Here is a 24,183-nt window from a genome sequence, read left to right on the forward strand (position 1 = left end):
GAAACTTAAGCCTGAGGCTGAGTTACAACGTCTTTGATACCTTTAACTTCGATCTCAACACGACGATCCGGAGCCAGGCAGTCGATCAGTGCAGCGCGAGCTTTCACGTTGTCACAGGTGTTGCCAGTAACCGGGTTGGATTCGCCCATGCCACGTGCAGAGATTTTGTCAGAAGGAATACCTTTAGAGATCAGGTAATCAACAACGGACTGAGCACGTTTCTCGGACAGACCCTGGTTGTAAGCGTCAGAACCGATGCGGTCAGTGAAGCCCAGAACAACAACGGAACCGTCTTTCGGATCCAGGTTGCTCAGCTGGCTGTACATCTGATCCAGAGCCTGCTGGCCTTCTGGTTTCAGAGTTGCTTTGTTGAAGTTGAACAGAACGTCAGACTTCAGAGTGAAGTGCTTGGTCTGTACTTCTGGAGCCGGAGCCGGAGCTACAACTGGAGCCGGTTCACCCTGGCCGAAACGGTAGGAAACACCTACGCTCAGCAGGCCGTTGTCCGGACGACCACCAACGGTGTTAGCGTCACCGATGTTGTTGGTCCACTGGTATTCCAGACGGGTAGCGATTTCAGGAGTAATTGCATACTCAACACCACCTGCGAATACTGGGGATACGCCAGTGTCGTGGTCTTTGAAGCCAGTGTTGTTTTTAGCGTCTGCACGCCAAACCATACCACCCAGACGAGTGTAGATGTCCAGATCGTCAGTGATTGGGTAACCCAGTTTAGCGGTCAGCTGAACGCCCTGAGCTTTGAAAGCGCCGGTCTGAGTGTTGCCTTTGTACGGCATACGACCTAACCAGTCGTAACCCATTTCGAAACCAACGTACGGGTTAACCTGATAACCACCGAACGCGCCTGCGCCCAGCTGGCTTTCTTCAGTTGAACCGTTGTTGTTGATTTGGTTGTTGCCAATGTCATGGAACTGAGACCAGCCCAGTTTAGCACCGGTATACCAGGTGTTATCTTTCGGAGCGGCCTGCGCTACGGTAGCGAAACCAGCCAGTGCCACTGCAATCGCGATAGCTGTCTTTTTCATTTTTTGCGCCTCGTTATCATCCAAAATATGCCATGAATATCTCCAACGAGATAACACGGTTAAATCCTTCACCGGGGGACCTGCTCAATAGTTACTCTACCGAATCTGCGGCTTAGGCCGAACACCCCTGGCGATGTAAAGTCTACAACGTAGTGGAAAACTTACAAGTGTGAACTCCGTCAGGCATATAAAAAAAAAAGGCTTGTATACACATTATTTAACATTTAGAGATGAGAAATTGAGCTGCAAAAATCGCTGAAACCGCTTCTGGCAAGCGTTCGCACCAAAAAAGCCTTAGGCTTCAATACACCGGTAAAGCATGAAAAAAAAATCCAGGATTAATCCTAATTTTACTCAATGATACAAATTAGAGTGAATTTTTAGTCCGGAATGCTGTCTCGTGGCTAAGGAGTGGGCTCGTACCGGACGCATAATAAATCCCATTGCATTTCCCTCATCGGCAGCTTTTACCAGTTGCGTATGCTCTTCTTCGGTCAATTCATCCGACAACCAACCGATCACGACACTGTAATTTCCTGTGCGCAATGCCCGAATCATTGATTCTAAAGTATGGCACGGAGAAAGCTGGTTTATTTGCATCACCTTAGTGAGGGGAAGTCCTGCTGACTGCACCCATTCACGGCTGAGTTTTTGCTGTGGCGTCAGCCAGAGCTGCCAGCGCGATTGCTGCCCTAATTGTTGCAGCAGGGGCAAAAGGAGTAATTGGGTCATCATGGGCTGGTCTTCGCGGTAGACCACTTCACTGATAAGCCCTGCGGTGGAGTTCTCCGAAGAGACACGCGCAATTCGACCGGAAGTGGAAGAGAGCGCCGAAGAACGATTTGCATAACCTGATGTGTACATAATCAATCCAGCCCTGTGAGTTACTGTATGGATATACAGTAACCCTGTGACCAATAAAGATCAACCTTATTTTCGGAAACAGACTCGCAATTTTTATTCGTCGTCGCAGTAAAAACAAAATTCATCTTGCCCCTTTAGAATAAGTTGCCTATTTTCGTCATTAACGGAGTTGTTACTGCAATTTATTTATTTAGCTTATGATTTAAAAAGGATTTTTATGAGAGCACATTCTTATAGTCGAATCTATAAATCTCAAGAATACCTGGCTTCACTGGGCACGATTGGCTACCGCTCGCTGTTTGGCAGTTACAGTTTGAGTATTGGGGATACTGTCTTTGCGATGGTTGCTAATGGTGAGTTATACCTTCGTGCCTGCGAGCAAAGCGTACAGTACTGTGTGAAACATCCACCTGTCTGGCTGACGTTTATGAAGCGCGGACGTCAGGTAATGCTCCACTATTATCGGGTGGATGAAAGCTTGTGGTGCGACCAGCAGCAACTGGTGTGCTTGTCGCAGTATTCGCTGGATGCGGCGGTAAAGGAAAAACATTCCCGTTTTTCGCAACATCGTCTGAAGGATTTACCGAATATGACCTTTCATCTGGAGATCCTCCTGAACGAAGCGGGGATTAAAGATGAGAGCACATTACGGAATCTGGGGGCGAAAATGAGTTGGCTAAGGCTTCGTCATCTTAATAAATCCCTGACGGTGAAAATTCTCTATTCCCTTGAAGGGGCGATTCTCGGGGTACATGAAGCCGCGCTCCCGGCGGCGCGCCGCCAGGAGCTTGCAGATTGGGTTCAGACACTTATGACAGAACAGGGGTATTAGACGGCAGTTGCGTAATCTGTCGTTGCAGACGACCGATCTCAGGGAGCAACGCGATCAGCAAGCCAATCTGCTGCACGACAAGCGGTTCTTTGCTGTCCGGGAGTGGTTCCAGATGCTGAATCCGCTGTTTTAGCCCCTCCAGCGCCTGATGTACCCGTTGTTCGTCTGCGGGTTGATGATGAAGCGCATCATCGACATAGCATACCGCATCGTCCAGCAGGGTCAGAACCTCCTGATTGGTTAACTGCTCACGGTGAGCGCCTAACGCGGAAATGTAGCTGGTAAAAGTATGGTTGAGGCAGAGCAACCGAAACGCGGCCTCACGCGTTTCTGCGGTGACATCGGGCTCGCTCGACATATTTGACACCACCGATGCCAGCTCTGCATCGCGATTGTGCGCATCCCGGCGGGCAATACGGTAGGCCAGTCGATTATCACGCCCCTGGTGATATTGTTCGAGGATCGCATCCAGGTAGCGGCAGTTCGCATCCGTTGCGCGTTCCAGAACACGCGGAAGATTGCGAAAACGCCAGTCTGGCCAGATGAAGCTGACGGCAGCCCACGCGATGGCACAGCCAATGAGCGTATCAATGACACGCGGCAGAGCGACCTCAAAACCTTCTCCCAGCAAGTTAAAGCACAGCAACACCAGTAAGGTAATGAACATTGTGGCATGGGCATACTGCACATTGCGAAACGCGAAAAACAGCACGCCTGTAATTACCAGCAGGATCAATTGCCCTTCGAGGGAGGGAACAAACCACAATATCGGCAAACCAATGGCGACACCCACCAACGTGCCGATAATCCTCAACGCCAGACGATGTCGGGTGGCGTTATAGTTTGGCTGGCACACAAACAGACTGGTAAGCAGGATCCAGTAACCGTGATCCATTCCGGTTATTTGGATCAAGGCATAACCCAGGCAGAGAACCAACGACATTCTTACTGCGTGACGAAACAGGGCGGAATCTGGCGTGAAATTGCGGCTGAACCGTAGCCAGGTATCGCTGAATCCGTGCGGGCTATCGTCTGCCAACTGATTCTCTGATTCATTGCGAGGCATCGCCTGCGCCTGCTCAGATTCAATCGTGGCCAGTTGCGCATCTATTGCGCGTAAGTTTGCGAGTAAAAATCCCAGCGTTTTCAGTAAGTCTGCTGAAGCGCCACCGGCCCGCATGCGTTCGAGCGCCGCGTCAAGGTGCGTGAATGCACGTTCAAAATGCGGATCATGTTGATATTGCGTGCGCAGTAAAAGGCAGCGCGACAGATGCATACAGGCTTGCCCTTGCATCGACATCAGACGCTGAAAGCGGAACATCACGTCGCTGTGGCGGAAATGATCGCGTAACGTTTGATACTGGATATGCGATGAACTGGCCCGTTCATGAATATCCTGCGCAACAAAATAGTAGTGCAGCGTGCGGCGCGTTCCGCGTTGCCCACGGTCGCCACGCAGACGAGTGAGCAGAGAGATTTTAGTCTGGTTCAGCGTCGCCATCAGTTGCCCGTTGGCCAGCGCTAAATCGTACAAAGGCGCCTGGCTCTCATCTTCAATATCCGGATCATATAACCGGGATTTTAATTCCAGATAATGTGCGAGCTGCTCATAGCTGCGCGCCAGGTTATCCTGCAGCGGGCGGATAGGGAATAACAGATGCCCGGTCAGCGTAAGCAGGTTGTACCATACAGCCCCAGCCAGCAGGAACAGTGGCTGCTGATACCACTGCTCGTACAGCGATGCGCCAAGCATGGTGTAGATGGCGATCAGCAATGCGCCAAAAGCAATGGTCGCGTAGCGCTGACCGAGACCGCCGAGCAAAATAAATCCGCTGGTCGATAACGTCAGGCCAATAGCGAAAAGCCAGGGCCACGGAAACAACAATTCCACGGAGGCGGAGGCGATGAAAAAACAGATCAGCGTGATGATCAGATTGCGCAGACGTCCTGCAAGGCGATCATCCAGATCGGTCAACGCAGCGGCCACCATACCCAGCGTTAGGGGTATGGTCAGTTTTACATCGCCCAGCCACCAGGGCAGGGCCGTTGTGCCGCACAGCGCGATAAAAATACGCACATAATATAACCAGGTACTGTTCCAGGTGTACCGCCTAAGCAAGGGACTCAACATAAAGGCCATCAGTCCTGATTATTCAAAACGGCGACGCGCATTCGCTTCGCGCGCAGCCTGAGCGGTTTCAACAGTGACCACGCGGCGGCCAACCGGCCAGAGTGCGATGGCGGCAATTTTAAAGTTCGCAATGCCGACAGGGATCCCGATTATCGTAATGCATTGGGCAATACCGGCAGCAATATGCATCACGCATAACCACCAGCCGAACAGAATCAGCCAGAAAACATTGAGTAACGTACCGCCCGTATTCATCAGCGCATTTTTGCCCGCTGGGTTGAGTTCATCCACATGAATCGCTTCGTTGCCGTAGGGAAACAGAGAGAGTTTGGTTATCTCCCAGCACGAGCGTGTCAGGGGTAATGTAAAAATCAGAACGATACTGACGAGTGTCGCCAGTAACCAGGCCAGGGTGGTCGCAAAACCCCCCAACACAAAATTTAGGATATTCAGAACGGTACGCATAAAGCCTCGGTCAAATCTGGTTTTCTATGATTCAAGGCAATTGTAACGTTTTTTTGGGCTGGAGCACGTTTTCTCTGGCGGTTACACTGAGAAGTAAACCTCTCGTGTGGATCCACTGAGTCATGGAACTGAAAGCAACTTCTCTTGGAAAACGTCTGGCACAACACCCTTACGATCGGGCTGTTATTCTTAATGCCGGTATCAAAGTCTCTGGCGATCGCCATGAATATCTTATTCCATTCAATCAGTTACTGGCTATCCATTGCAAACGCGGCCTGGTGTGGGGAGAGCTGGAGTTCGTCCTGCCGGATGATAAAGTGGTGCGCTTGCACGGTACAGAATGGAGCGAAACGCAACGGTTTCACCATCACCTGGAGGCGCACTGGCAACGCTGGAGTCAGGAGATGAGTGACGTTGCTGCACGGGTATTGCAGGAGCAATTAGACCTCATTGCACAGAGGACGGGGGAAAACACATGGTTGACCCGAGAGCAAACGTCAGGAATTCAGCAGCAAATTCGTCGCGCGTTTGCGGCGCTGCCGTTGCCTGTCAACCGACTGGAATCTTTTGAAAATTGTCGTGATGCATGGCGTAAGTGCCTGGCATGGCTAAAAGATATCGAAGGCTGTCGACTGGCGCATAATCAGGCTTATACCGATGTCATGCTGACAAAATATGCGGCGTTTTTCGAACAGATAGAATCGTCCCCGTTGAATCCCGCACAGGCCAGAGCGGTCGTCAACGGCGAGCATTCGCTGTTGGTTCTTGCCGGGGCTGGCAGTGGCAAAACGTCGGTGTTGGTTGCTCGTGCCGGTTGGCTTTTGGCCCGAGGAGAGGCGGCGGCTGAACAAATTCTGCTGCTGGCTTTTGGCCGTAAAGCAGCCGAAGAGATGGACCAGCGTATTCGCGAGCGGTTGCATACTGAAGAGGTCGCCGCGCGAACGTTCCATGCGCTTGCGCTGCACATCATCCAGCAAGGGAGCAAAAAAGTCCCGACGATCAGTAAACTTGAAAACGACACTGACGCGAGACATCAGCTCTTTATTTCGGCGTGGCGACAGCAGTGCAGTGAGAAAAAGGCACAGGCAAAAGGCTGGCGGCAGTGGCTGGAAGACGAAATGCAGTGGACCGTGCCGGAAGGCAATTTCTGGGATGATGAAAAGCTGCGACGTCGACTGGCACCACGACTGGATCGTTGGGTGAGTCTGATGCGGATGCATGGCGGCACACAGGCCGAGATGATCGCCAGCGCGCCGGAAGCGATCCGCGACCTGTTCGGTAAACGTATCAAATTGATGGCACCGCTACTGAAAGCGTGGAAAAGCGCGCTGAAAGAGGAAAATGCTGTCGATTTCTCCGGGCTTATTCATCAGGCGATTGTGATCCTTGAAAAGGGGCGCTTTATCAGCCCGTGGAAGCATATTTTGGTTGACGAGTTTCAGGATATCTCCCCGCAACGCGCGGCATTGCTGGCCGCGTTGCGTCGGCAAAACCCACACAGCACATTGTTTGCCGTCGGGGATGACTGGCAGGCCATTTATCGTTTCAGTGGGGCGCAGCTTTCGCTCACGACGGCGTTTCATCAAACGTTTGGCGAGGGCGATCGGTGCGATCTTGATACCACATATCGTTTCAACAGTCGGATCGGTGAAATTGCTAACCGCTTTATCCAGCAGAATCCGCACCAACTCGCAAAACCGCTCAACAGTCTGACAACCGGAGACAAGAAGGCGGTCACGCTGCTGGAGGAAAGTCAGTTGGATGCCTTACTGGATAAGCTTTCTGGTTATGCAAAAGAAGATGAGCGGATTCTGGTACTGGCGCGCTACCATCATTTGAAACCTGCCTGTCTGGATAAGGCCGCGACGCGCTGGCCAAAACTACAGCTGGATTTTATGACCATTCATGCCAGTAAAGGCCAGCAGGCAGACTATGCGATCATCGTCGGGTTACAGGAGGGAAGCGATGGTTTTCCGGCACCGGCGCGCGAGTCAATCATGGAAGAGGCCTTGCTGCCACAGGTGGAAGATTTCCCGGATGCGGAAGAGCGGAGGTTGCTGTATGTGGCGTTGACACGTGCCCGGCATCGCGTGTGGATTTTATTTAATAAAGAAAATCCGTCTTGTTTTGTCGACGATCTGAAGCATCTGGATGTGCCGGTAGCGAGGAAACCTTAAGAAACAGGCGGCAAACGCCGCCTGTAGGCTTATGGCTTGAGGCGTTCGGCCAGGTAGCGCTCATAATCCGGGATCAAAATATCCACTTCATCACTGAAATTCGACGACTGGATAATAAAATCGGCGGTAGAAACGTTGGTGGCAACCGGGATATTCCACACGGTTGCCAAACGCAGCAGCGCTTTGACATCCGGATCGTGTGGTACCGCATTGAGCGGATCCCAAAAGAAAATCAGGACATCAATTTTCCCTTCAGAAATCAGTGCGCCAACTTGCTGGTCGCCGCCCATCGGGCCACTCAGCATGGCGTTTACGTCCATACCTGTCGCGCGTTGAATTAAGTTACCCGTCGTTCCGGTTGCGTAAAGTTCGTGCTTTTCCAGCAATGGCTGATGGCGTTCAACCCAGTTCATCAACATCTTTTTGCAGTGATCGTGTGCAACCAGCGCAATATGTTTGCGCGCCGGCAAAGTGCGAGTCGTCAGTTCCATAGTTCAATTCCGTAGTTAACCTTGCTACAGAGTACTGGAAGCACTTGACGCTGCAAGAGAAAGACGTAAAAAATGCGGACAGTCGTCAAAACGTTATGAGGATGGCTGTTTTTCTGCCCATTTCAGAAAGTTAGTCCGGGTTTGCGGATCGGCTTGTTTAAACCAGTATTTGAGTCGTTGCTCGGTGAGCGTCTGGGATTGTGGCGGAATGGCATCCAGCTCTGAAATCCCCGAAAGCAGGGTGCTGTCATCGGCCATCATCGTAGCAAACTGCGGCAGAGAGGCGTGTTTAGACGCTTTATTATAGCGTTCAGTTTCAAGTTCATAATCAATGATTTTGCCCGTCGAGGTGACGGCCAGAATATCAAGCTTTACAGGGATTGGCATGGCGTCGCCATCGAGAAGTTCAAGGCGTGGCGCGGCATCAAAATGCGCTGTTTCTCGCTCGTTCTCCAGTCGTGGCAGATGAAAATTGACCTGGCTGATGAGCTGAGTATCGAAGCTCACCACCAGGGGGGGTGAGATATAGAGTCGCTCTTCATGGCTGGAGAGGCGAATGGCCTTCTCCACACGAAAAACCAGCTGATGCGGACCATTATCCAGTTCAATACTATCGGCCCCCCGTAACAGCGAACTGGAGACTTTTTTACCATCTAAAACAAGAAGATCAACATCACTGGAGAGGCGTAATGTGGTGGCGAAAACGGTGGCCGGCAAAATCAATGCAATGAAGGTTGTCACAATGCCGGCTTTCATAGGGTTCTCCTGTCCAAAGACCGCATAATGAATAATGTATCAAAATTTTTCTGTAATCATCTTTACTAACATATAGACATATTTTTAACTTTTGCTCTCATACATTCGTATGGGGCGAATGGTTGGGATGTCGGGTTTGTCGTACACTTTGCAAAACAGCCTGGAGAAAGATGATGAAAGAGACCGATATTGCTGGCATTTTGACGTCCACCCGAACTATTGCGCTGGTGGGTGCGAGTGATAAACCCGATCGCCCGAGCTATCGTGTGATGAAATATCTGCTCGACCAGGGCTATCACGTTATTCCTGTATCACCCAAGGTTGCCGGGACGACGCTGTTAGGGCAGAAAGGCTACGCGACACTGGCCGACGTGCCGGAAAAAGTCGATATGGTGGATGTTTTCCGCAATTCAGAAGCCGCCTGGGGCGTTGCGCAGGAGGCGATTGCTATCGGCGCGAAAACGCTGTGGATGCAGTTGGGCGTGATTAATGAGCAGGCTGCGGTACTGGCGCGAGACGCGGGTCTGACCGTCGTGATGGATCGCTGCCCGGCGATTGAAATTCCACGTCTGGGGTTGGCAAAGTAAGTCTGTTCGGTTGCCGGATGGCGCGTTGCTTATCCGGCCCACGGTTCATGGCCGGATAAGACGCGTAGGCCCAATAAGCGAAATGCCACCGGGCACGGGCTAAAATCAGTTACGTAGTCGTGGTGCCTGGAGTTGTTTACGAATCGTGCGGGCCAGTTCATCCATTGAAGGCTGCTCAGGATGCTCATCCTGTGTTTCGCTACTCAACTGCGCTTCAGCCAGATATGTATGAACAGGCTGACCGTTATCGTCTTCCATCACCACGTGATACCAGGGAGCAGCGCGAAGTTCGTCGTTAACCGCCAACTCATCAGGTGACGGTTCCTCGAGCGAATAGACCGGGTCGATATCCACGACCACTCCGAGATAACCTAACAGGGAATGGCGGACCTGCTGGCCAATACCGAATTTGCTGGCAATCATAGTCACCTCCCGGGAAATTAATACTCTCTATTTGAGGGTAAAATTCCACTTTTCAAGTTACATGACGCGACAGGCAAACCCTTTCAGATACAGCCCTTCCGGGTAGGTAGCGATCACCGGATGATCGGCAGCCTGACGGAACTGCTCTATAAATTGTATATCACGACCAGCATCTAATGCGGCATCGGCGATGATTTTCTGAAATAAATCGGTTGTCATCAGCCCGGAACAGGAAAATGTCAGCAACACGCCGCCTGGATTCAGCAACTGGATTGCCAGCATATTGATGTCTTTATAGCCGCGGCATGCGCCCATCAACTGACTTTTATTTTCGACAAATTTCGGCGGATCCATCACGATCACGTCAAATTTCTCGCCACGATCGCGGTAGGTGCGCAGCAGTTTGAAAACATCATCACGCACAAACTCGGCTTTGCTGAGATCCAGCTTGTTCAGTTCAACGTTTTGCTTCGCAATGTCCAGCGCTTCCTGAGAGGTGTCGACACTCACGACCTGGCGACATCCGCCCATCAACGCCGATACTGCAAATCCCCCGGTATAGGAGAAACAGTTCAGAACGCGTTGGTTTTCTACATAGCGACGCGTCGCCAGGCGGCTGTCACGTTGATCAAGGTAGTAGCCGGTTTTATGCCCACCCTGAATATCCACCAGCAGCTTCATACCGTGTTCTTCAATGGGAAGCAGGGCAGGAGGCAGTTCACCAGTAACAGGCCCCTGGGTTAACTCCATGCCTTCTTTTTTACGCACCGCAACATCGCTGCGGTCATAAATGGCGCATTCGGGATACAGTGTCTGCAGTGCGCTGATCAAGGCGGCGCGCTGATATTCTGCGCCAGCGCTCAACAGCTGCAGCACAAGGAAGTTGCCGAAACGGTCGATGGTTACGCCTGGCAGCCCATCAGACTCACCGGCAATCAGCCGATAGCTGTCCAGCCCGTCTTTCTTCGCCAGCCACTCACGCCACTGCTGTGCCTGCTGCAGACGACGGGTGAAGAAGGCGATGTCGATGGATTCCGTTTTGTCGAACGTCCAGACGCGCGCACGAATCTGCGACGCAGGCGAATACGCGCCGCGTGCTAACCATTTGCCCTGATGGTCAACAATATCAATGGTTTCACCGAGGTTGGCTTTGCCTTCCATGCGAGCGACCGCACCGGAAAAGACCCACGGATGGCGACGAAGTAAAGACTTTTCGCGCCCTTTGGCTAACACTAAACGTACACTCATAATTTACTATTCTGTCGAATCAAAGAAATGGGCGCCATTGTCCTGAGTTTTGCGAGGATTTGCAACGCGCCCCGCGATGATAAGGAGCACAGCAATGTCAAAAGTCTGCATAATTGCCTGGGCGCACGGTCGCGTGCAGGGTGTTGGCTTTCGCTATAGCACGCAGCATGAAGCGCAACGACTGGGATTAACCGGTTACGCAAAAAATCTGGATGACGGCAGTGTCGAAGTGGTGGCCTGCGGCGAAGTGGAACAGGTTGAAAAACTGCTTAAGTGGCTGAAGAGTGGGGGGCCAAGGAGCGCCAGAGTTGACCGGGTTCTCAGTGAACCGCATCGCTCTGGCGACGAATTAAAAGGCTTTAGTATTCGCTATTAAATACACTTCACCGGCTTGGGCAGGCCTGCAATTTTTGTGGCCTGTTTAGCCGGGCCTTTCGGGAAAAGGCGATACAGGTAGCGACTGTTGCCTTTTTCCTCACCCAGTTTATTTGCCATGGCTTTTACCAGCATACGGATCGCAGGCGACGTATTAAATTCCAGGTAAAAATCACGGACAAAGCGAACCACTTCCCAGTGTTCTGCTGAGAGGGTTATGCCTTCGTTTTGCGCAATAACAACTGCAAGAGGCTCGCTCCATTGCGCCGTCTCTTTCAGATAGCCTTCGCTATCGGTATCGATTTCTTTCCCTTCAAAGATCAACATAATTCTTCACAGCGTGAGTAAAACGGTCGCCAGTTTACCAAAAAACAAAGCCCCGCATAAGCGGGGCTGGATGACACATGTTGTCTCTTAGTCGCGGCTGGCGAAACCCAGAATGCTCAGCAGGCTGACAAAGATGTTGTAGAGCGAAACGTACAGGCTAACTGTCGCACGGATGTAGTTAGTCTCGCCGCCACGGATAATGTTGCTGGTCTCAAACAGGATGGCACCGGAAGAGATCAGGATAAACACTGCGCTAATCGCGAGATGCAGCGCTGGCAGTTGCAGGAAGATGTTTGCCACCATACCAATCAGTACGACAACCACACCCGCCATCAGCATACCGCCGAGGAAAGACATGTCTTTGCGTGTTGTCAGAACGTAGGCGGAGCAGCAGAAAAAGACCAGTGCAGTTCCACCCAACGCCATCGCGATCACATCGCCCATACCTGCGGACAGATAGGCATTCAGCATCGGGCCGAGAATGTAGCCCAGGAAGCCGGTAAATGCGAAAGCGGCGAGGATGCCGGTCGGTTTGTTCGCTGTTTTATAGGTCAGGAACATCAGGCCATACATACCCACCAGCGTCAGAATCAGACCCGGAGACGGCAGCATTAATACGGTGCTTGCCGTGGCGGTGATCGCTGAAAACGCCAGCGTCAGGCTCAGCAGAAAATAGGTATTTCTCAGCACTTTGTGCGTGCTGAGTAGCGATGTACGGTCGCGCGAAGAAGTAATTATACGATCCATGAGTCACTCTCTTATGACAGATGTAATTAATGACGGAGGATAAAGAAATCGCTGGCAATGACACAGCGGTTTTACCCATCTTTACGCAGTTGATCTCTAACGGGATAAGCATTTTATTTCAGAAAAATCAGGTAAACCAGTTTAACACACCAATTATGCACTGCGGGGAGATCAACGTCGTATAGGTGACTGAAAATTATTGCTTTATTACATGGCGCCCATTATGAGTGGTGATGTCCTCATCAACAGATCAATAAGGTAAAGGGAATGACTCAACTTAACCCGAGGGTGTTTACGTTTACGCTGTTGGCCGTCAGTCTGATGTCGATAACCACTGCGGCATGGGCAGCGAATGTTCCGGCCGGAACGGTATTGGCAGAAAAACAGGAGCTGGTCAGAAACAACGGTAGCGAACCGGCATCGCTGGACCCACATAAAGTTGAAAGCAATGTCGAGTTCAGTTTAATCAGCGAGATGTTCGATGGACTGGTCGCCGTCACTCCTGAAGGGGCGATTGAACCGCGACTTGCCCTGTCGTGGGAAAATAAAGCCAATACGGTCTGGACGTTCCATTTACGCCCTGGGATCACCTGGTCTGATGGCTCGGCTATCACGACACAGGATATCGTCTGGAGCTGGCAGCGTTTAGTTTCGCCCAAAACGGCCTCTCCGTATGCGACCTATCTGGGGAATATGCATGTACTGAACGCCGCAGAGATTGCACAAGGCAACAAAGCGCCGGGTACGTTGGGGGTCAAAGCCATCAATGACAGAACGCTGGAAATCACGCTAACGCAGCCAACCGCCGCCTTTCTCGCGATGCTGGCCCATCCATCGCTGGTGCCGCTGGATAAAGTCCTGATAGGCCGTTTTGGCGATAAGTGGACAAAACCTGAACATTTCGTCAGCAGCGGAGCCTACACGCTCTCGCAATGGGTGGTGAACGAACGGATTATGACGGTGCGCAACCCTCGCTACTGGGATGACCAACATACTGTTATCAATAAAGTCACCTGGCTGCCTATCAGCTCTGAGGCGGCGGACGTTAACCGCTACAAAGCGGGAGAGATAGATATTGTCTATACCGTGCCGGTGAACCAGTTCGCGCAACTGAAAAAAACAATGGGCGACGAGCTACGCGTCGCACCACAACTGTCTACCTATTACTATCAGTTCAATACCACCCGTGCACCGTTCAATGACCCGCGCGTACGCCGTGCGCTGAATATGGCGCTGGATAAGGACATTATCGCGCAGAAAGTCATGGGGCAGGGGCAACGCGAAGCCTGGGTCATCAGCCAGCCTGATATTGGCGGTGTGACGCTACGTGCGCCTGACTATGCCTCCTGGCCACGGGACAAACGCATCGCAGAGGCGAAAAAACTGTTAGCCGACGCGGGATTTGGTCCGGAGCATCCGCTTTCGTTCAATTTGCTTTATAACACCTCGGAAACGCATCAGCGCATTGCCATTGCGGCGAGTTCGATGTGGAAGAAGAACCTCGGCGTTGAGGCGAAATTACAAAACCAGGAATGGAAAACGATGCTCGATACCATGCATACCGGTAATTTCGATGCGGTTCGTTATGCCTGGATTGCGGATTACGATGATGCGGCAAGTTTCCTGAATACCTATCGTACGGGCGACAGTGAAAACACGAGCAAGTACAGCAATCCGGCGTATGACGAGGCGTTACGTAATGCTGCGAAAGCAGCAACGGTCGCGGAGCGAGGTAAATATTATCAACAGGCTGAAGACATGTTGGGGCAGGACGTACCCGCCATTCCGGTTTATCACTACGTTCGCACCCATCTTGTGAAGCCGTGGGTAGGCGGATTTGTCTCCGACAGTCTGGGGAATTACTACAGCAAAGATATGTACATCATAAAACATTGATGGTTTTGCGCTGAATAAATGGTCAATTTGTTGTTATTTCAGGCTATTAACAGCATTTTGACTATTTTTCAGGCAAATGAACGGTTTGGTGCTTTACAGGTCCGTTCGGGATGTTTATAGTGCGCCTCATTGGAAGCGTGGCCGAGTGGTTGAAGGCACCGGTCTTGAAAACCGGCGACTCGAAAGGGTTCTAGAGTTCGAATCTCTACGCTTCCGCCAAATACAGAGAAGGGGTTACCGAAAGGTAACCCCTTTTTCTTTTTTGGTGTTTTTACCATAAGTTGACGCCTCCTAACCATCGAGTGTCCCTGCTGGAAGCAATAGCTGCCATAGACCCTATTAAAGTTATGGTTATTGTGGTCTGGGGGTATCATGTACCGCTGAAGTCATCGTCATTCCAGAGTTAACCATCTCTTCAGGTTCACCAGCCCAAAGATGAACACTGTGCTTACAGTAGAGTCATCTTTAGCGTTTGATACGTGCTTTCATCTTGAGTGTTCTGGCGCGGTTAAGCGTTTTGAAGCGCAACCTGGAGTGCCCCCGAGCCGTACATTATTCAGCGCTGAATTATCCGACGCCATCAGAGTTTGCAGCAGGCTGGCGAAACGGAAAAATTAAAGGTAAACAAACCGACATTACTCACTGACGGTAGTCTCTAATTCTGGGGACAGGTCACATCATACATAATGACCTCGTTTATGATGTTGATGGCAGGTAAATATAAGTTAGTTTCGGTATGTCAACGAAGCGGTACTAATAATGTATTATTTTCAGGTTTTTTTATAAACTTTTATATTATTGATTTTAGCGTGTCTATATTAATAATTAATTTTTTCTTTATGATTTATTCAATATTCATCTGGAAAATTTCACCTATCGTGTTGTATTGCTGGATAGTTAAAGCGCGGCTATCAGCGCAACGTTGGTCGGTTAATTACCGGTGGTTCATTTTCGCTGTTTAATATTATTGACGGTTGTTAACTTTATGGCTTTATTAAATATCAGGGGATCGCTTGTCTGAAGCCTGTAATCACTTTGGCAAAGTAAGTCGTCGCGATTTTCCAGTGGGAGCTGAGCATATCCATCGTAGGGTCATTTTGTGAAGTGAAGGGGGAATATAGATCGTTTGCCCCCTCGGAGCTCGGAGCTGCTCTGTCTACTCGCTCAGTTAGCAATTGCAGGTGCGTAATCCGAGTGCCGCGTACAGGCTTCGCCTTTTCGTGCCCTTTCATAATCATTCTTGAGAGAAATGAACATGGCCGATATTAATAAGCATGACCCTAAATTTATCCTCCTGCAAACCTCGATAGCACAAGCGTATGTCGACGGTGTCAACTTTAATTTACTCTCCAACCCTCTGCTTCCATTCGGTATTCGTACCTTCGATGGTAGCTTTAACCACCTGCTCACAGGGCAGAACAAGTTTGGTGCCATAGACCACTCCTTCCTGCGCGTGTTTGATCACGCGTTTCAAACGGGATACGCCGGGATATGGTCGGTTATCGATCCGCCGCGATCGGTTATCAGTAACCAGACCGCCAACATCTTACCCGCAGTTGAAGTGAACAAAGGTACCGATCCGGTCATCAGCACTGGTCTGGATGGTGTGTTTGGCACGCCGTCGCCGCAGGAGGCTGTTGAGCTGGCGTCGAGAGCCAGGCCTTCTACGCTGACCCAGGACACGAGCACAGTGCCTGACGGCATGAACACCATGTCGAAACCTGCCGATCCCATTATCTTAGCGAGCAAGGAAACGTCGGCGGATGACGATGACGATGACGATGGCGATGATGATGTCGGCGGCGACGGTGCCTTCCCGCTCAACGCCAGTGATGTCGCCAACCTGAAGAATCTGGTCAACGGGCGTGAAGGCGGTGAAGACAACGATGCGCTCGGGATCCGCGATCTCGAAGGCACCGGCAATAACCGTGTTCACCTTGACTATGGTTCGGCCGATCAGCCGTTCACACGACTCACCGACGCGCACTACGGCGCCTGGAATGAGACGACTCACAACCGCGACATCAATCCCCTGTTCTCCGGGCTGGATCCGCGTGCCATCAGCAACATCCTTGGCGCACAGGAAGCAAACCTTTCCGGAAACGCCGCTGGCGTGAACAGCTTGTTCACGGCCTTCGGTCAGTACTTCGATCACGGTCTCGATTTCCTTGGTAAGGGAGGTAACGGAACGATCCAGATTGGCGCTCCGGGCACGGTTCCAAATCCTGCTGACCTGACTCGCGGAACCGTTGACAGCATTGATGCCAATGGCATCCCGCAGCATCTCAATAAGACATCGCCATTTGCTGACCAGAACCAAACTTATGGCTCGAACGAACTCGTCGGCCAGTTCCTGCGCGAAGGTGACGGACAGGGCGGGTTTACGGGCAAGCTATTGGAAGGCGGAGTGGATCCCTCAAATCCGAATTTCAAGCTGCTGCCCACGCTGAGCGAACTGATCCTGCATCACTGGAACAACAACACGCTGTTCACCGACAACTCGCTGCCGGGCGACCATAGCGTGACCTTCCGGGAGTACTTCGCCGGACTGGTCGACAGCAATGGCGTTATCAACAAGTCGATGCTTCCTGCCATGACGTCTAATTTCATGGGCAGTGGCTTTGCGCTGCTGCTCGACACCAACCCCTTTATCAACCTGCTCGACCACTACGTAGCGGGTGATGGACGTGCGAACGAGAACATCGCACTCACTGCGGTCCACAACATCTGGGAGCGGAATCACAACTTCCATGTCAACGGATTGCTCGAAGCCGGATTTGATGGAACAGCTGAAGAACTGTTCCAGGCCGCCAAGATAATCAACGAGGCTGAGTATCAGCGCGTTATTTACACCGACTTTGCCGACAAGTTGCTTGGTGGCATGAGAGGCGAGGGCGATCACGGCTTCGCCGGGTACAATCCGGAAGTGGATGCACGAGTCTCCCACGAGTTCGCGACTGCAGCTTACCGGTTCGGTCATTCGCTGATAGGGCAGACGCTGACGGTGCTCGACGCTCAGGGCAATGCAACGCAGGTACCTCTGTTCGACGCGTTCCTCAACCCGACCAACGATACGAGTGCGTTCATCCTCCCCAGTGGGCAATTGCCTTACTCTCCCAAGCCAGGCTTCGAGCAGTTGGGTGTCTCCGGGATCATTGCCGGTGGTGTTGTCCAGCAAGCGGAAGAAGTCGACGTCAATATCGTCGATGCTGTCCGAAATGACCTCATACGTACCAGTGCTGACGTGTTTGCTTTCGACGTCGCTCGCGAGTGGGACGTCGGTCTGGGTTCGATGAACCAGATCCGGGCCGACCTGATGGCCTCTCTCGATCCGTATGTGAAGGAGGCGGTCAGCTTTGCTGGCGATCTCACACCCTACAGTTCGTGGGAGGACTTCCAGGCACGGAACGATCTCAGCGATACAGTCATTGAGCAATTCAAGCAGGCCTATCCAGACCTCGTGCTGGAGGATGCTCAAATTGCAGACTTCCTGGCAGCGAATCCTGGCTATAAATTTGTCAACGGAAACACCGTCAAAGGCATCGACAGAGTTGATCTGTTCGTTGGCGGACTCGCCGAGAAGCACATCAATGGCGGTGTGGTTGGCCAGACCTTCTGGGTCATCATCCACGAGCAACTTGACCGGATCCAGGAAGGTGACCGGCTGTATTATCTCGACCGCGTGGAGCATCTGGACCTCTACGAGGTTATCGAGGAGCAGGGCTTTGCCGGGATCGTGGCACGCAACACGGGCCTGACCAATCTTCCCGAGAACATCTTCGGGACGAGTCAGCTCGATAATCCACCGGTCGTTGCCAACCGCAACCTCGTCCTCAATGGTGGGAACGGCATTGACGTCCTCAATGGTGGGCCTGGCGATGACGTCCTCAATGGTGGTGGCAGCAACGACACGCTCAACGGTGGGGCCGGCAACGACACACTCAACGGCGGCACTGGCGCCGATGTGATGGTGGGTGGTCTCGGCAATGATACCTATATTGTTGATAATACTGGCGACGTTGTCACTGAAGGTCTTAATGGCGGGACGGATGTTGTCCAGACCACCCTCAACAATTACACGTTGGGCAATAACGTTGAAACACTGGTGTTCACCGGGACAGGCGCTTTCACTGGCAAAGGGAATGCCATTGCCAACACCATCACGGGTGGCAGCGGTAATGACTTTTTGTATGGGATGGGAGGAAACGACCAACTGAACGGTGGGGCAGGAAATGACTCCCTTGATGGCGGTGACGGTGCCGATAACCTTCAGGGCGGGGCTGGCAACGATAACCTGATAGGCGGAGCGGGTAACGATAGACTCGAGGGTGGCCAGGGTGCCGATAGCATGACGGGGGGGGCCGGAGATGATATTTATCTGGTTGATAATGCTATGGACAGTGTCAAGGAAGGTCTTAATGGCGGGACGGATGTTGTCCAGACCACCCTCCAAAATTACACGTTGACCAATAACGTTGAAACACTGGTGTTCGCCGGGACAGGCGCTTTCACCGGCAAAGGGAATGCCATTGCCAACACCATCAACGGTGGCAGCGGTAATGACTTTTTGTATGGGATGGGAGGAAACGACCAACTGAATGGCGGGGCAGGAAATGACTTCCTTGAAGGTGGTGAGGGTATCGATAACCTTCAGGGCGGGACCGGTAACGATTACATGATAGGCGGAGTGGGTAACGATAGACTCGATGGTGGCCAGGGCGCTGATATCATGGCAGGTGGTTCCGGAAATGACACCTTCGTCTTTAGCGCAGGCTTTGGGCGAGACCGTATTACCAACGGTTTCGATAGTAATCCCGGCGGCGGACAGGACCTCCTCGATCTGAGTTTATTAGGCATTGGTGTAGCGAATTTTGCCAGCAGCGTCACGATTGCTGGGGGAGCCGGTAGCAGTACCGTCATTACCATCGGCAATCCTCTTAATGGCAATGTCATTACTTTAGAAAACGTAAACTCTAAAAGCATCGATATTAATGATTTTACTTTAATCGGATAAGGAGAAGACGATGTCGCGCCAGCATACGCCAACAGAACTAAAAGATTTATTAAAGGGAACGAAATCCACCTTTATAATGCTATTTTTTTAGTTATGTTATCAATGTGCTTATGCTGGCGCCTGCAGTAAAATATCGGTTTTGTGAGAAAGCGAATCCCGTCAAAAAACACGGAACCGGGAAAGGAGATCACATACTGCTACGCTCAATCCGCTGGATAAATAAATCACTAAATTGAGTTAGTCATTTTTTCAACACATTGCAACTATTTGCATTTCCTGCGGCGGCGTCCGCTGAATAAATGCCATACGCTTCAGTGGAATCCCCTGAATTTTGAGGGCATTTTTTCCGCGTTTTATCAAGTCGACGACTCATAGTTCTGATACAGATCACAACCGTTGGTCAAACGGGTTGGATTGTTAGTGTGCCATCTCCATTATGTGCATTTTTCTTAACAAGGATTACGTTATATGAACATTCGACCTCTCTTCGCCTTAACTTTCATCGGCTTATTATGGGGCGCAGGTGCATCGCATGGACACGCAAAAGAGTGGAAAAAAGAGCCTATGACTGTTTTACAGCAAGGTGCAGAGGCGGGGGATGCGGAGGCTCAGTTTGTTCTTGCGGCCGTTTATTTAAAGGGAAAAGAGGTGCCGCAGGACCTCAGTAAAGGGCGCGAGTGGCTAATCAAATCTGCAGAGCAGGGAAACGTTAATGCGCAGCACCTTCTTGCGCTCATGTATTACGAGGGAAAGGAGGGGCAGAAGGATGACAAGAAAGCGGCCGAGTGGTTTAGCAAAGCGGCTAAGCAGGGGAATGTCGATGCACAGTACTACCTTGGCATCATGTACTTTGAAGGTCAGGGTGTACAGCAGGACGACAAGCAAGCCGTTGAATGGCTGACCCAGGCTGCGGAACAGGGCAATGCTGATGCGCGCTATTTCCTCGCCCTGATGTATTTCGATGGTGAGGGGGCGCGGTGGTATGACGGTAAGGTCATTGAGTGGTTCAACAAAGACGCCGAACAGGGAAATAAGAAAGCGGTTGAGTGGCTTAGCCAGGCGGCCGGACGGGGAAACTATCTTGCGATAGAGTGGCTTCACCGGGCGGTTGAACAAGGAAATCCCGATGCGAAGCATTATCTTGAAAGCAATAAAACGCTGTTAGAGGGTTACAACACCGTCAAGGCATTGAGTAAAGCGGCTGGGCAGGGAGATTCTAAGGCGCAGGCATTACTCGGCAGAAAGTACTTTGAGGGTGATGGCGTTGGTATGGATCATAAAAAAGCGCGTGAGCTGTTGACGCAAGCCGCCAGTCACGGCGATGCACTGGGCCAGAGCATGCTGGGTGTTATGTATTACATCGGCGAGGGCGTCGGTGTGGCTCAGGATTACCAGAAAGCGTTTACGTTATTTAACCAGGCCGCTCCCCAGGGCGATATGCTGGCGCAGGGCATGCTCGGCTCAATGTATTTAAAAGGAGAGGGAACCGCTCAGGACAATAAGAAAGCGCTGGAGTGGTTTAGCAAGGCCGCTGAGCAGGGAGACACGGGCTCTCAGACGGATCTTGGGATGATGTACTTAGACGGTAACGGTGTCGCCCAGGACGATAAAAAAGCCATTGAGTGGTTTGATAAAGCCGCCAGGAAGGGGAATGCAAGGGCTCAGGGTCTGCTGGGAAGCATGTACCTGGAAGGGAAAGGGGTGAAGCAGGATTATGCACAAGCCTATATCTGGTCTGCGGTGGCCGTCGCCAATGAAAATTCTGATGCGCGGGCTTCTATGGAGAGCGCAAAGCAGAATTTAACGCCTGCTGCCTTTAAAGACGCGGACGATAAGGCGAGAAACTATTTCGAACAACACCGCGATCAATCAGAGATGTAACCTCGTCTGAACCCGCAGGGCGGCGATACCAGGCGCGCCGCCCTGAAACGCCGGTCCTGCCGTCGTTTGCCAAAGAGTTGACTCACTTCATCGCAACAGAAGCGTCAGTATCGCGCGCTCAGATCTTACCCGGCTCCTGAATACCGTATTTATTCCGTTTATGCTGATACAGCAAATCGTCCGCTTTTAGCAGCGCGCTTTCCAGCGTGTCATCAGAATGCAGTTGATAGCAGCCATAGGAGAAGGCCACGAGTTTTTCTTCATCCAGAGTGGTCAGGTTTTCCTGGATTCGGGCAATGACATCCCAGGATTTCGCCAGCGTATAATCGATCAAAATCAGGCTGAATTCGTCTCCGCCCAGTCGTATACCGTAGTCACTTTTACGAATTGATTGGGCTATCGCCATGCCCAGAGATTGAATGGCTTTGTCGCCCATATGATGTCCCAGCGTGTCGTTGATTTTTTTCAACCCATCGCTGTCGATCGAAATGACCGTGATGGCGATTTTTTTCTGGAGCAGAGTACGGATTTTTTGCTCAAGATTGACGTTCATTATTTTGCGATTGTAGAGACCGGTCATCGCATCGGTGACATTGTCATGAGACAGTGACATATGACGTATAAACTGTTGTTTAGCATAACGGCAGAGCAGCCAGGTACTGAATAGATAAAGTACGACTAACCACATATTGCTGATGATTAGATAAATCGCATCAAGTTTAATATGCAGAGTGTAGTACTGTGTTATCGGCTCTTCATAATTAATGGCATCTGCCGTTTTAATATACGGGCTATGGAAAATGATATTGTCACGGGTGGTATTATCAGTGACGTAAAGCGATAAAAATTGCCACAGCAGAGGGCGATCAAGGGTATGGAACGAGGTTGCCAGATCATTAATGTTGATATCGGTAATTAATATTCCTTTCACGATATTGTGACGGAACACAGGGGTCAGCATGCTGATGATATTTTTCTTTGTAAAACCATCATGATAAATATGCGAAACGATGTTTTCACCCTGCATTAAGTCATTTAATGCCGTGGTGTCAATATTGATGGTGTGGGCGCTACGAACAATATTGATGCTGTCATCATCGGCAACCAGCCAGTTACTGAATTTGTAGTGCCGGGTATCAACTAATTGATTGATGTAAATATAATTATGTGCAAGATCAATATAATACCGCATGTTTTTGAACACATATCCGTTGTAGTTCGAAAAACTGTACTGTGACGAAATTATTGTGTTTGCATGTTGAATGATGGGCAGCGCGGAGACGTCATGGCCCCATTGTGCGCACGAGGGATTGTGCGTTTGTAGCGTACCCTTCAGAGTGGGCAGGGTTTTACCCACCAGATTTAAACCGAAAATCGTGTTCACTGATTCGACATGTTTGCATACGTCAGCCATCTTATCCGTTTCATTTACTGACGGAGACGCTGTTGATGAAAATGCTCTCGATAGGCGAGATGCAATATCCTGGTTTATGAACTCCTCATGGAATAACGCAGACTTTCCGTTTTCAGCTATGTATCCCATGTAGCGTTGAAGGCTACGGTATTCATGAGCGAAGAGGGCAAAAAAAATCGATGTCGTACAGGCAATGATAATGATAACGGCGCTGATATATTTATTCGGAGACAAGCTGGTAACTTCCCTTTTTTAAACCACCCGCAAGTGCTCTCAAGTATAGCATCGAAAACCCTAAAATTCCCGCCAGCGAGTATAACCCCTGGTGCAGGGGTTATGTATTATCCTGGGGTATGGCGACGCCGTTCAATTAATGCCCAATCATGTTTGCTTGCGGAATAAGCCGGAAATAGAGATGTTCGGGAACGGGACTCTCCCAGACACCTGCCAGCATAGCGATACCGACCGCGGCAAATACAATCCCCAGTACCAGTGCGGCCATGGTGGCCCCCGAGAGGCCGTTCTGCCAGCGCGTTTTCTGATGTGGAACGGTTTGTGTTTCGGGTGGTGTACGCACTGAAAAAATCAGTGTCGATGCGACCGGGCAGGATTCAACGCACGTCATACAGCCGGTACATTCAAGCGTTCTCACCTGAATTAATCGGTCTACCGGTATTTGGGATGGGCAATTTTTGGCACATTTCCCACAATCAATACAGCTGTCGGCATTACGACGGATTTTAAACGGGGATAACAGAGAAAAAAGGCCAAGTAAGGCACCATAGGGGCACAAATATCGACACCAGACATTACGAATAAACAGGCTGGCGATGGCGAAAATAATCACACAAACGAGAGTTGCCATACCGATGTGACGGAAAAAATTGAGCATTTTAACGTCGATAATTATCCCGTAGGGTGACATGAGAAAGAGCTGAATTCCCTGTGCTGGCATTGAAAGCGCGATATACAGAAAAAAACTTAACAGCACATATTTCAGTCCGCGTAACGGAATATCCAGCCAGCGGGGGAGCGTAAAATGACGACCAACGCATTTCATCCCCAGACTGCCAAGCATTTCCGATAGCGTACCCACGGGGCACAGCCATGAGCAGAATGCTTTTTTAAGCAGCAGGCTTATCAGTACGAACGCCACCAGCAGCAGCATGGACGCCGCGTGAATAGGGGGGAGCCAACCCGTTTCTACGGTGTATCTGGCGTTCATCAACCCGGCGATAGGTAACCATCCTTCAATCCCGCCGGGCCTGGGAATAAACACACTGGCACCGCCCGTTTCATAAAAACGGACCCAGAAATAGAAACTAACGCCAATATAAATATTGATGGCCAGTAGCAGATATTGCGTGGCTTTGCGCCAGGTCAGGGCATTTCGCCAGTCATTCCACGGTAATTTTCCGCCTGTTGTTCCCTGACGGCGTTGCCAGCGTGTTCTCTTCGTTTCGCTCATGACCGCTCACTTCCCCAGAACGTGCATCCATAATGCTACTA

The 24,183-nt window shown here is 50.9% G+C and carries 18 protein-coding genes, 1 tRNA gene and 2 pseudogenes; 9 read left to right on the plus strand and 12 right to left on the minus strand.

The genetic code is table 11. The annotated features are described in order from the left end of the window. Positions 1 to 5 precede the first annotated feature (5 nt). Together ompA and sulA are read right to left on the minus strand one after the other, a co-directional pair. Positions 6 to 1,046 carry a porin OmpA gene (gene ompA, locus AC07NP_RS02910; RefSeq protein ID WP_494659516.1) on the minus strand — a complete coding sequence of 347 codons (1,041 nt, stop codon included), beginning with the start codon at positions 1,044 to 1,046 and terminating at the stop codon, positions 6 to 8. Between the two features lie 354 nt (positions 1,047 to 1,400). Beyond that, entirely contained in the window at positions 1,401 to 1,910 is a 510-nt protein-coding gene (sulA, locus tag AC07NP_RS02915) for an SOS-induced cell division inhibitor SulA (protein ID WP_494659517.1), read from the minus strand. A gap of 217 nt (positions 1,911 to 2,127) precedes the next feature. Between sulA and AC07NP_RS02920 the strand changes: the two genes are divergently transcribed. Continuing rightward, on the plus strand, positions 2,128 to 2,742 hold the full coding sequence (locus AC07NP_RS02920; RefSeq protein ID WP_494659518.1) for a TfoX/Sxy family DNA transformation protein: 615 nt from the start codon (positions 2,128 to 2,130) through the stop codon (positions 2,740 to 2,742). Here the strand turns inward: AC07NP_RS02920 and yccS are convergent. Beyond that, on the minus strand, positions 2,720 to 4,873 hold the full coding sequence (gene yccS, locus AC07NP_RS02925) for a YccS family putative transporter (RefSeq protein ID WP_203358246.1): 2,154 nt from the start codon (positions 4,871 to 4,873) through the stop codon (positions 2,720 to 2,722). The genes AC07NP_RS02920 and yccS overlap by 23 nt on opposite strands. An 18-nt stretch (positions 4,874 to 4,891) precedes the next feature. Then, positions 4,892 to 5,338, minus strand: a complete 447-nt coding sequence (locus AC07NP_RS02930) for a YccF domain-containing protein (protein ID WP_494659519.1) — start codon at positions 5,336 to 5,338, stop codon at positions 4,892 to 4,894. Between the two features lie 122 nt (positions 5,339 to 5,460). Between AC07NP_RS02930 and helD the strand changes: the two genes are divergently transcribed. Next, a complete protein-coding gene (gene helD / locus AC07NP_RS02935) occupies positions 5,461 to 7,515 on the plus strand; it encodes a DNA helicase IV (RefSeq protein WP_494659520.1) in 2,055 nt (684 codons plus the stop codon). Positions 7,516 to 7,544: 29 nt separating this feature from the next. Here helD and mgsA read toward each other — a convergent pair whose 3' ends face one another. Continuing rightward, a complete protein-coding gene (gene mgsA / locus AC07NP_RS02940; RefSeq protein WP_494659521.1) occupies positions 7,545 to 8,006 on the minus strand; it encodes a methylglyoxal synthase in 462 nt (153 codons plus the stop codon). Between the two features lie 93 nt (positions 8,007 to 8,099). Next, positions 8,100 to 8,762: a curli synthesis inhibitor gene (gene csgI, locus AC07NP_RS02945; protein WP_494659522.1), complete on the minus strand. Its 663-nt coding sequence runs from the start codon at positions 8,760 to 8,762 to the stop codon at positions 8,100 to 8,102. A 173-nt stretch (positions 8,763 to 8,935) separates the two neighbouring features. On the opposite strand from csgI, the gene AC07NP_RS02950 reads away from it, so the two are divergent. Continuing rightward, positions 8,936 to 9,349, plus strand: a complete 414-nt coding sequence (locus tag AC07NP_RS02950; protein WP_192614325.1) for a CoA-binding protein — start codon at positions 8,936 to 8,938, stop codon at positions 9,347 to 9,349. Positions 9,350 to 9,454: 105 nt separating this feature from the next. Here AC07NP_RS02950 and hspQ read toward each other — a convergent pair whose 3' ends face one another. Together hspQ and rlmI are read right to left on the minus strand one after the other, a co-directional pair. After that, positions 9,455 to 9,772, minus strand: coding sequence for a heat shock protein HspQ (gene hspQ, locus AC07NP_RS02955; protein WP_162382774.1), 318 nt, complete (start codon positions 9,770 to 9,772; stop codon positions 9,455 to 9,457). Positions 9,773 to 9,829: 57 nt separating this feature from the next. Continuing rightward, entirely contained in the window at positions 9,830 to 11,020 is a 1,191-nt protein-coding gene (gene rlmI / locus AC07NP_RS02960; RefSeq protein WP_203358241.1) for a 23S rRNA (cytosine(1962)-C(5))-methyltransferase RlmI, read from the minus strand. 94 nt (positions 11,021 to 11,114) lie between these two features. Here rlmI and yccX point away from each other — a divergent pair, with 94 nt between their 5' ends. Further along, complete coding sequence (gene yccX / locus AC07NP_RS02965; RefSeq protein WP_494659523.1) at positions 11,115 to 11,396, plus strand: acylphosphatase; 282 nt, start codon at positions 11,115 to 11,117, stop codon at positions 11,394 to 11,396. Here the strand turns inward: yccX and tusE are convergent. Both tusE and yccA read right to left on the minus strand, forming a co-directional pair. Continuing rightward, positions 11,393 to 11,722, minus strand: coding sequence for a sulfurtransferase TusE (gene tusE / locus AC07NP_RS02970; RefSeq protein ID WP_162382777.1), 330 nt, complete (start codon positions 11,720 to 11,722; stop codon positions 11,393 to 11,395). The genes yccX and tusE overlap by 4 nt on opposite strands. Positions 11,723 to 11,809: 87 nt before the next feature. Next, positions 11,810 to 12,469 carry an FtsH protease modulator YccA gene (gene yccA / locus AC07NP_RS02975; RefSeq protein ID WP_162383894.1) on the minus strand — a complete coding sequence of 220 codons (660 nt, stop codon included), beginning with the start codon at positions 12,467 to 12,469 and terminating at the stop codon, positions 11,810 to 11,812. A gap of 267 nt (positions 12,470 to 12,736) precedes the next feature. Between yccA and AC07NP_RS02980 the strand changes: the two genes are divergently transcribed. The 5 genes and pseudogenes from AC07NP_RS02980 to AC07NP_RS03000 all read left to right on the plus strand — a co-directional run bounded on the left by AC07NP_RS02980 (position 12,737) and on the right by AC07NP_RS03000 (position 21,260). Next, the gene (locus AC07NP_RS02980) at positions 12,737 to 14,365 is read left to right on the plus strand and encodes an ABC transporter substrate-binding protein (protein ID WP_494659524.1); all 1,629 of its coding nucleotides are present in this window, start codon (positions 12,737 to 12,739) and stop codon (positions 14,363 to 14,365) included. A 131-nt stretch (positions 14,366 to 14,496) separates the two neighbouring features. Next, positions 14,497 to 14,584, plus strand: a tRNA-Ser gene (locus AC07NP_RS02985). 1,492 nt (positions 14,585 to 16,076) lie between these two features. Next, positions 16,077 to 18,134 (plus strand): annotated as a pseudogene (locus tag AC07NP_RS02990) (peroxidase family protein); the annotation flags it as partial. A gap of 63 nt (positions 18,135 to 18,197) precedes the next feature. After that, positions 18,198 to 19,379 (plus strand): annotated as a pseudogene (locus tag AC07NP_RS02995) (calcium-binding protein); the annotation flags it as partial. A 468-nt stretch (positions 19,380 to 19,847) separates the two neighbouring features. Next, complete coding sequence (locus AC07NP_RS03000) at positions 19,848 to 21,260, plus strand: tetratricopeptide repeat protein (protein WP_494659525.1); 1,413 nt, start codon at positions 19,848 to 19,850, stop codon at positions 21,258 to 21,260. A 118-nt stretch (positions 21,261 to 21,378) separates the two neighbouring features. Here AC07NP_RS03000 and dgcJ read toward each other — a convergent pair whose 3' ends face one another. Together dgcJ and AC07NP_RS03010 are read right to left on the minus strand one after the other, a co-directional pair. Further along, positions 21,379 to 22,908 (minus strand): diguanylate cyclase DgcJ, encoded by a 1,530-nt coding sequence (gene dgcJ / locus AC07NP_RS03005; RefSeq protein ID WP_494659526.1) that lies wholly within the window; start codon positions 22,906 to 22,908, stop codon positions 21,379 to 21,381. A gap of 136 nt (positions 22,909 to 23,044) precedes the next feature. After that, complete coding sequence (locus AC07NP_RS03010; RefSeq protein WP_494659527.1) at positions 23,045 to 24,142, minus strand: 4Fe-4S binding protein; 1,098 nt, start codon at positions 24,140 to 24,142, stop codon at positions 23,045 to 23,047. Positions 24,143 to 24,183 lie beyond the last annotated feature (41 nt).

Source organism: Citrobacter sp. GW821-FHT07H02, assembly GCF_059418505.1.

Bases quoted from the DNA above. Each gene is read 5' to 3' on its own strand.
- ompA (WP_494659516.1), bottom strand. From the start codon at position 1,046: ATGAAAAAGACAGCTATCGCGATTGCAGTGGCACTGGCTGGTTTCGCT.
- sulA (WP_494659517.1), bottom strand. From the start codon at position 1,910: ATGTACACATCAGGTTATGCAAATCGTTCTTCGGCGCTCTCTTCCACT.
- AC07NP_RS02920 (WP_494659518.1), top strand. From the start codon at position 2,128: ATGAGAGCACATTCTTATAGTCGAATCTATAAATCTCAAGAATACCTG.
- yccS (WP_203358246.1), bottom strand. From the start codon at position 4,873: ATGTTGAGTCCCTTGCTTAGGCGGTACACCTGGAACAGTACCTGGTTA.
- AC07NP_RS02930 (WP_494659519.1), bottom strand. From the start codon at position 5,338: ATGCGTACCGTTCTGAATATCCTAAATTTTGTGTTGGGGGGTTTTGCG.
- helD (WP_494659520.1), top strand. From the start codon at position 5,461: ATGGAACTGAAAGCAACTTCTCTTGGAAAACGTCTGGCACAACACCCT.
- mgsA (WP_494659521.1), bottom strand. From the start codon at position 8,006: ATGGAACTGACGACTCGCACTTTGCCGGCGCGCAAACATATTGCGCTG.
- csgI (WP_494659522.1), bottom strand. From the start codon at position 8,762: ATGAAAGCCGGCATTGTGACAACCTTCATTGCATTGATTTTGCCGGCC.
- AC07NP_RS02950 (WP_192614325.1), top strand. From the start codon at position 8,936: ATGAAAGAGACCGATATTGCTGGCATTTTGACGTCCACCCGAACTATT.
- hspQ (WP_162382774.1), bottom strand. From the start codon at position 9,772: ATGATTGCCAGCAAATTCGGTATTGGCCAGCAGGTCCGCCATTCCCTG.
- rlmI (WP_203358241.1), bottom strand. From the start codon at position 11,020: ATGAGTGTACGTTTAGTGTTAGCCAAAGGGCGCGAAAAGTCTTTACTT.
- yccX (WP_494659523.1), top strand. From the start codon at position 11,115: ATGTCAAAAGTCTGCATAATTGCCTGGGCGCACGGTCGCGTGCAGGGT.
- tusE (WP_162382777.1), bottom strand. From the start codon at position 11,722: ATGTTGATCTTTGAAGGGAAAGAAATCGATACCGATAGCGAAGGCTAT.
- yccA (WP_162383894.1), bottom strand. From the start codon at position 12,469: ATGGATCGTATAATTACTTCTTCGCGCGACCGTACATCGCTACTCAGC.
- AC07NP_RS02980 (WP_494659524.1), top strand. From the start codon at position 12,737: ATGACTCAACTTAACCCGAGGGTGTTTACGTTTACGCTGTTGGCCGTC.
- AC07NP_RS03000 (WP_494659525.1), top strand. From the start codon at position 19,848: ATGAACATTCGACCTCTCTTCGCCTTAACTTTCATCGGCTTATTATGG.
- AC07NP_RS03010 (WP_494659527.1), bottom strand. From the start codon at position 24,142: ATGAGCGAAACGAAGAGAACACGCTGGCAACGCCGTCAGGGAACAACA.